Origin of the sequence: Mesorhizobium sp. M7A.F.Ca.US.014.04.1.1, from assembly GCF_003998745.1 — a bacterium.
GTDB classification, from domain to species: Bacteria; Pseudomonadota; Alphaproteobacteria; order Rhizobiales; family Rhizobiaceae; genus Mesorhizobium; species Mesorhizobium ciceri.
The window spans coordinates 1-6,562 of record NZ_RZRW01000333.1 but is presented as its reverse complement, the minus strand read 5'-3'; the positions used below and the strand labels follow the sequence as shown (position 1 = coordinate 6,562).

Here is a 6,562-nt window from a genome sequence, read left to right as displayed (position 1 = left end):
TGTGCCGATCGCGGCGGGAGCTGGTGGCAACACCAGCGCCAGCGGCACGCTTGCCGGCCTGCTGCAATTGCGTGACGGCGTCGCCTCGACCATGCAGAGCCAGCTCGACGAGACCGCGCGTGGCCTGATCACAGCCTTTGCCGAGACCGCACCCTCGATGGCCAACGCCGCCGGCCTGTTCACCTGGTCTGGTGCGCCGGCCGTGCCGGCCGCCGGCACGCTGGTCAACGGCCTTGCCGCGTCCATCAGCGTCAATGCAGCGATGGACCCGAGCACCGGCGGCAACCCGATGCTGCTGCGCGACGGCGGAGCCAACGGTGCGGCCTACGTCGCCAACACGGGCGGTGGCGCATCCTATTCCACCCTTCTGGTTGCCTATGGCGACCGGCTCGACCAGCCGATGACTTTCGACCCCGCCGCCGGGGTTTCGGCAACGTCCAGCGTGTCCGACTACGCCGCCAGTTCGATCGGCTGGTTCGAGGGCGTGCGCCAGCAGGCTTCGACCGCCTCCGACGCCAAGGAAGCACTGGCGTCGCGCAGCGCCGAGGCGCTGTCCAACGCGACCGGGGTCAATGTCGACCAGGAAATGTCGCTGCTGCTCGACCTCGAACACACCTACCAGGCATCGGCCCGGATGATGAAAACCGTCGACGACATGATGACGGCCTTGCTCAACGCGGTGGGATAATTCCATGACTTCAGTCTCCTCGGCCGCAATCTCCAATGCCATGCGCTCCCAGCAGATGCGCATGCAGGCCGAACTCGTCAAAGCCACGAAAGAATCCTCGACGGGCAGGGTCGCCGACGTCGGCCTGGCTCTCGGCGGGCGCACCACCCAGGCCGTCACTTTCCAGCGCGATCTTGACCGGCTCAACGTCATCATCGATTCCAACGGCCTGGTCGGCGCCCGGCTCTCCTCGACGCAGACCTCGCTTGGTCAACTCTCGACCGCCGCTCAGACGTTCCTGTCCGCCCTGACCACCGCCTCCTCAAGCGACTCGTCCAACAGCCTCACCCAATCCTCCGGCAAGGCGACCATCCAGCAGCTGACCTCGATCCTCAACACCAGCGTCAATGGCGAATACCTGTTCGCCGGCACCAACACCGACGTCAAGCCAATCAACGACTTCACAGCTGCCGGCTCCCCCGCCAAGGCGGCATTCGACGCCGCTTTCGTCGCCAATTTCGGCTTCACCCAGGATGATCCGCTCGCGGCCGACATCACGGCTGCCCAGATGGACGATTTCATCACCAATGATGTCGCCCCGCAGTTCACGGGCGCTGGTTGGCAGGGCAACTGGTCGAACGCCACCGACCAGCAGATCGTCAGCCGCATCGCACTCAACGAAACCACACCGACGTCGACCAGCGCCAACAGCGCCGGCATCCAGAAGCTCGCAATGGCGGCAGCCATGGTCAGCAGCCTGATGTCCAGCAACATCAGCCAGGCGGCGAAGAATACGGTTGTCAGCCGCTCCACCACATTGGTTGGCGAAGCGCTGAGCGGCATTGGCCAGCTTCAATCCGAGACCGGCATCGTCCAGAAGCGGGTTTCCGATGCCAACGATCGGATGAAAACGCAGGTCGACCTTTTCGAACGGCACATTCTCGACCTGGAAGCTGTCGATCCGGCCGAAGCCGCGACACGGGTCGCGGACCTGACACAGCACATCGAAACGTCTTTCGCGTTGACCGCACGCCTGCAGCAGCTCAGCCTGTTGAATTACCTGACCTGACAACGCTTAACGGAACGGTAGAGCCCCAACGATGTACCAATTCTCTTACGCCGACATCCAGAGCAACTCCGTTGCCGACGCGAAGGACCGCGAGCGCGAGCTTCTGACCCGCTCGATCGACATGCTGGCGGCAGCAGCAGTGGCCGGCCACGGTTCGATGGAGGCGATAGAGGCGCTTCACTTCACCAACCGCGTCTGGACCGCCTTCGTCGAGGATCTTGGCTCCAGCGACAACGCTCTGCCAAAGGAACTGCGCGCCAACCTCATTTCCATCGGCCTGTGGCTGCTGCGCGAGGCGGAGGACATCCGTCAGGGCCGCACCAACAATTTCGAAGGGCTGATCGAGGTGTCCCAGATCATCAGGGACGGCATTCAATGACCAACACGCTGAAGATATCGCTGAAGCCGAACGAAAAGATCTACATCAACGGCGCCGTCATCCGGGTCGACCGCAAGGTCACCGTCGAATTGATGAACGACGTCCAGTTCCTGCTCGAAAACCACGTGATCCAGGCCGAAGATGCCTCGACACCGCTCAAGCAGCTTTATTTCATCCTGCAGGTCATGCTGATGAACCCGGCCGGCGCCGCCGCCGCACGCGAGATGTTCCGTCGTTCGCTGCCGCTGCTTCTGGCAAGCTTCGAGGACGGCCAGATCTGCAGCGCGCTGAAACAGATCGACCGCATGGTCGGCGAGGACCATATCTACGAAGCGCTGAAGGCGATCCGCGCACTTTATCCGCTCGAACGCCGCGCGCTGGGTGGGAATGACGATGTTTCGGGTGCCGAGCGCCCGTTGGCTGTGGGAGCACGATACTGATGAACGTGGACATGACGACGACGATTCCGACCGGCGCCAATCAGGCCACCGCGTCCACCTCGAAGACAGCAGTCGACTACCAGTCCTTCCTGAAGCTTCTGATCGCCGAGATGAAGAACCAGGATCCGACCAAGCCGATGGATTCGACGCAGTATGTCGCCCAGCTCGCCACCTTCTCGCAGGTCGAGCAATCGGTGCAGACCAACACCAAGCTCAATCAGATCATGCAGTCCTCGGCGCTGTCGCAGGCCGACGCACTGATCGGGCGCTCGATAACCTCCGCCGACGGCCTGACGACGGGCACCGTGGCTTCGGTGCGCCTCGCCAGCAACGGTCTCATCGCCGTGCTGCAGAACGGCACCGAAGTCGCGGTCGGTCCGGGAGTTTCGGTCAAGGCGGCAAGCTGACGCTTTCGACAGAGAGCCAGTCCCATGAATGAGGCCGACGCTCTCGACATCGTCCAGTACGCGGTATGGACGGTGCTCGTCGCGTCCGCTCCGGTGGTGCTGGTCGCCATGGTGGTCGGCATCGGCATCGCCCTCATCCAGGCGCTGACCCAGGTGCAGGAAATCACCTTGACCTTCGTGCCGAAGATCGTCGCCATCATGCTGGTGGTGGCGCTGACCGGCCCCTTCATCGGCAGCCAGATATCGGCCTTCACCAACGTCATCTTCGAGCGCATCCAGAACGGGTTCTAACCTGTTTTGGGAAGGCGTGCCGCGGCATGCCGTTCGTAATTGTCCGAAGACAGACGCCGCCGATCCCCTTGGCGCCTCCGCACGCACGGCAGACAAGGCCTGGACCGCCTCTATCCCATTGTTGGACCATGAGCTTTTTTGCCCTTTGCGGCGCCATGCCCTACTTTCGGCAAACGGTCTGCGCAAACGGATTGTCTGACGGGCAGGCACGACATGGCAGGAATCCCAAATGATTGACGAAAAGCCGGACAGCGAGAGCGTCTCGGCGCTGGCGCCCTTCCGGCACGGCATTTTCCGCGCCGTGTGGGGCGCAAGTCTCGTCTCGAATTTCGGTGGCCTGATCCAGGGTGTCGGCGCCGCCTGGATGATGACCACGATCGCCACCTCGCCCTATCAGGTGGCCCTTGTCCAGGCTTCGACCACCTTGCCGATCATGCTGTTTGCGTTGGTCGCCGGCGCCATCGCCGACAGTTTCGACCGGCGCAAGGTGATGCTGGTCGCCCAGACCTTCATGCTGGTGGTGTCGGTGCTTCTGACCCTGTTCACCTATTCGGGCCTGATCACGCCATGGACGCTGCTTGCCTTCACCTTCCTGATCGACAGCGGCACCGCGCTCAACAGCCCATCATGGCAAGCCTCCGTCGGCGATATCGTTCCCCGCAACAAGGTGCCGGCGGCCGTCGCCCTCAATTCGATGGGCTTTAACCTGACGCGCAGCGTCGGTCCGGCGATCGGCGGCATCATCGTCGCCGCCGCCGGTGCGGCAGCCGCCTTCGCGGCGAACGCGGTGAGCTATATCGGCCTGATCGTCGTGCTGGCGCGCTGGAAGCCGAACGTGCCGGTATCGACCTTGCCGCGCGAGTCGCTGGGGGCCGCCATGGGCGCCGGCCTGCGCTATGTCGCCATGTCGCCCAATATCGGCAAGGTGCTGGTCAGGGGTGCTGCGTTCGGCTTCAGTGCAGGCGCTGTGCTTGCGTTGCTGCCTCTGGTGGCGCGCGACGTCGTCAAGGGCGATGCGCTTACCTATGGCATCATGCTCGGCGCCTTCGGCATCGGCGCGGTCGGCGGCGCCTTGATCAGCGTCAGGCTGCGGCAGTTGCTCTCCAGCGAGACGATGGTGCGCTGTGCGTTCGCCGGCTTCGCCGTCTGCGCCTTCAATGCCGCCGTCAGCCAGCATGCCTGGCAGACATCGCTCGGCCTGCTTGTCGGCGGTGCCTGCTGGGTGATCGCGCTTTCGCATTTCAACGTCACGGTGCAGATGGCGACGCCGCGCTGGGTGGTCGGCCGGGTGCTGTCGGTCTACCAGACCGCGACCTTCGGCGGCATCGCGCTCGGCAGCTGGATCTGGGGCGTCGTCGCCGACGCGCATGGCGCCGAAACCGCGCTGATCGCCGCCAGCATCGCCATGCTGGCCGGCGGCGCCATCGGTCTTTTGCTCCCGCTGCCGCAACAGCAGGTGCTCAACCTCGACCCGCTCAATCGCTTCAAGGAACCGCATTTGGCGCTTGACCTGAAGCCGCGCAGTGGTCCCATCGCCATCATGATCGAATATGTGATCCGCCACGAGGACGAACCGGAGTTCCTCGCCATCATGGCCGAACGCGGCCGCATCCGCCGCCGTGACGGCGCCCGCAACTGGACGCTGGCGCGCGATCTCGAGAATCCCACCGTATGGATCGAGCATTATCACACGCCGACCTGGATCGAGTATATCAGGCACAATGGACGCATCACCCATGCCGACGCCGTCATCGGCGAACGCGTGCGGGCCCTGCACAGCGGCGACGAACCGCCCCGCGTACGACGCATGATCGAGCGCCCGACCACCGCCGGCACGGCGCTTGTGATGGCCAAGGGGCCGATCGAGCATTAAGCCCGTAACCCCTCTTGCCCTCTACCCCTCGCCCGACAGGTCCCGGCGCGCCTTGTCGAGTTCCTCGGCATAGCGCCGCATCAAATGGCCTTCGGTCAACAGGCCCAGCACGATGTGGTCGGTGAAATCCTCGACCACGGCGAGTTCTTCGGCGCCCGCCCGCTGGAATGTTTCCGCGGCGGCCTGCACGTTCATGCTCGGCACCAGCACCGCGTCCTTGTATTTGGCGAGATCGCGCACCGGCACCTCGCCATCGGACGGATCGCTGTGCAGTTCGGCCACGATCAGCACGCCGACATAGTGGTCGCCCGCATCGACGGCGATGACGCGCTGGGCAGAGCCGAGCGGCACCTCCTTGCGGAAGGCTGCCAGCGTCGTCGAGGCATAGATGGTCTTGATGTCCTTGCGCATCATCGAGCCGACTGTGAGGCTGCGCATCCAGCCGACATCGTGGGCGCTGCGGATGGTCTCGCCGCGCAGATGGAAGCGCCATGTCGAGAACGAGTAGCCGAAGGTTTCGCGCACCAGGATGGCCGACATGATCGAGGCGGCCAGCACGACGCCGGTCAACGTCAGGTCGCGGGTCGATTCCAGCGCCAGGAAGGTCATCGTCAGCGGACCGCCGACGACACCGACGGCGAGCGACGTCATGCCGACGACGGCGGCGACGGCAGGGTCGATGCCGGTTGCCGGAGAAATAACAAGCATCACATCCGCGAACGCCTTGCCGAGCAGCGCGCCGAGGAACAGCGAGACAAAGAACAGCCCGCCGCGAAAACCCGATCCCAGCGAGACCGCCGACGCCGCCAGCTTGAGCACGAAGACGCTGGCCACCACGGCCAGCCCGTAATTCATCGAGAATTCGCGATGCAGCGCGCCATGGCCGCTGGACAGCACCTGCGGCGTGATCAGCCCCAACAAGCCAACGATGACGCCGCCAATGACGGGGCGCAGCGACGCATCGATCGACAGCCTGGCGAAACCGCGCTCGATCAGCGTCACCAGATGCATGATGGCGATCGAGGCGGCACCGCCGAGCAGCCCGAGCAGCAGGAACGGCACATACTGGCTGGCGGTGAGCGCCGGCAGACCCGAAAGCTCGAGCGGGAAAGGCACCCCGCCGAACATTTCAGCGGTCAGCGAGGCTGAGATCGCGGCGGTCATGACAGGCGCGACATTGGCGACCGAGTAGATGCCGATGACCAATTCGAAGCCGTAGAAGGCGCCGGTCAGCGGTGCATCGAAGGCAGCGGCGATGGCGCCGGCCGCACCACAGCCGACCAGGATACGGACATCGTTGCGGCGCAGCCTGAAGATGCCCGCCAGCCGCGATGCCAGCCCGGAGCCAACCTGCGTGTAGCCGGCTTCCAGCCCGACCGAGGCGCCAAAACCGCTGGAGATCATCGTCTGGCCGGCGATGATGAAGGCGTCGTTCA

At 64.3% G+C, this 6,562-nt stretch carries 8 protein-coding genes; 7 read left to right on the top strand and 1 reads right to left on the bottom strand.

Annotated elements, in window-relative coordinates; all coding sequences use genetic code 11:
- From EOA22_RS21020 to EOA22_RS20990, 7 genes are all read left to right on the top strand, one after another.
- Window positions 1-688 (top strand): flagellar basal body rod C-terminal domain-containing protein (locus EOA22_RS21020; RefSeq protein WP_281040771.1); only part of this gene is annotated, 688 nt, incomplete at its 5' end.
- 4 nt (window positions 689-692) lie between these two features.
- Window positions 693-1,736 (top strand): flagellar hook-associated family protein, encoded by a 1,044-nt coding sequence (locus tag EOA22_RS21015; RefSeq protein ID WP_013529777.1) that lies wholly within the window; start codon window positions 693-695, stop codon window positions 1,734-1,736.
- Window positions 1,737-1,767: 31 nt separating this feature from the next.
- On the top strand, window positions 1,768-2,115 hold the full coding sequence (flaF, locus tag EOA22_RS21010; protein WP_013529776.1) for a flagellar biosynthesis regulator FlaF: 348 nt from the start codon (window positions 1,768-1,770) through the stop codon (window positions 2,113-2,115).
- Window positions 2,112-2,555, top strand: coding sequence for a flagellar biosynthesis repressor FlbT (gene flbT, locus EOA22_RS21005; protein WP_013529775.1), 444 nt, complete (start codon window positions 2,112-2,114; stop codon window positions 2,553-2,555). Before flaF ends, flbT begins: the two co-directional genes overlap by 4 nt.
- On the top strand, window positions 2,555-2,962 hold the full coding sequence (gene flgD / locus EOA22_RS21000) for a flagellar hook assembly protein FlgD (protein WP_013529774.1): 408 nt from the start codon (window positions 2,555-2,557) through the stop codon (window positions 2,960-2,962). The genes flbT and flgD overlap by 1 nt, the downstream gene beginning before the upstream one ends.
- A 24-nt stretch (window positions 2,963-2,986) precedes the next feature.
- Window positions 2,987-3,253, top strand: coding sequence for a flagellar biosynthesis protein FliQ (gene fliQ / locus EOA22_RS20995; protein WP_013529773.1), 267 nt, complete (start codon window positions 2,987-2,989; stop codon window positions 3,251-3,253).
- Window positions 3,254-3,482: 229 nt separating this feature from the next.
- Window positions 3,483-5,126 carry an MFS transporter gene (locus tag EOA22_RS20990; RefSeq protein ID WP_063168926.1) on the top strand — a complete coding sequence of 548 codons (1,644 nt, stop codon included), beginning with the start codon at window positions 3,483-3,485 and terminating at the stop codon, window positions 5,124-5,126.
- Between the two features lie 21 nt (window positions 5,127-5,147).
- Here the strand turns inward: EOA22_RS20990 and EOA22_RS20985 are convergent.
- The coding region (locus EOA22_RS20985; protein ID WP_164755694.1) for a chloride channel protein at window positions 5,148-6,562 on the bottom strand (1,415 nt) is incomplete at its 5' end.

Bases quoted from the DNA above. Each gene is read 5' to 3' on its own strand.
- flaF (WP_013529776.1), top strand. From the start codon at position 1,768: ATGTACCAATTCTCTTACGCCGACATCCAGAGCAACTCCGTTGCCGAC.
- flbT (WP_013529775.1), top strand. From the start codon at position 2,112: ATGACCAACACGCTGAAGATATCGCTGAAGCCGAACGAAAAGATCTAC.
- flgD (WP_013529774.1), top strand. From the start codon at position 2,555: ATGAACGTGGACATGACGACGACGATTCCGACCGGCGCCAATCAGGCC.
- fliQ (WP_013529773.1), top strand. From the start codon at position 2,987: ATGAATGAGGCCGACGCTCTCGACATCGTCCAGTACGCGGTATGGACG.
- EOA22_RS21015 (WP_013529777.1), top strand. From the start codon at position 693: ATGACTTCAGTCTCCTCGGCCGCAATCTCCAATGCCATGCGCTCCCAG.
- EOA22_RS20990 (WP_063168926.1), top strand. From the start codon at position 3,483: ATGATTGACGAAAAGCCGGACAGCGAGAGCGTCTCGGCGCTGGCGCCC.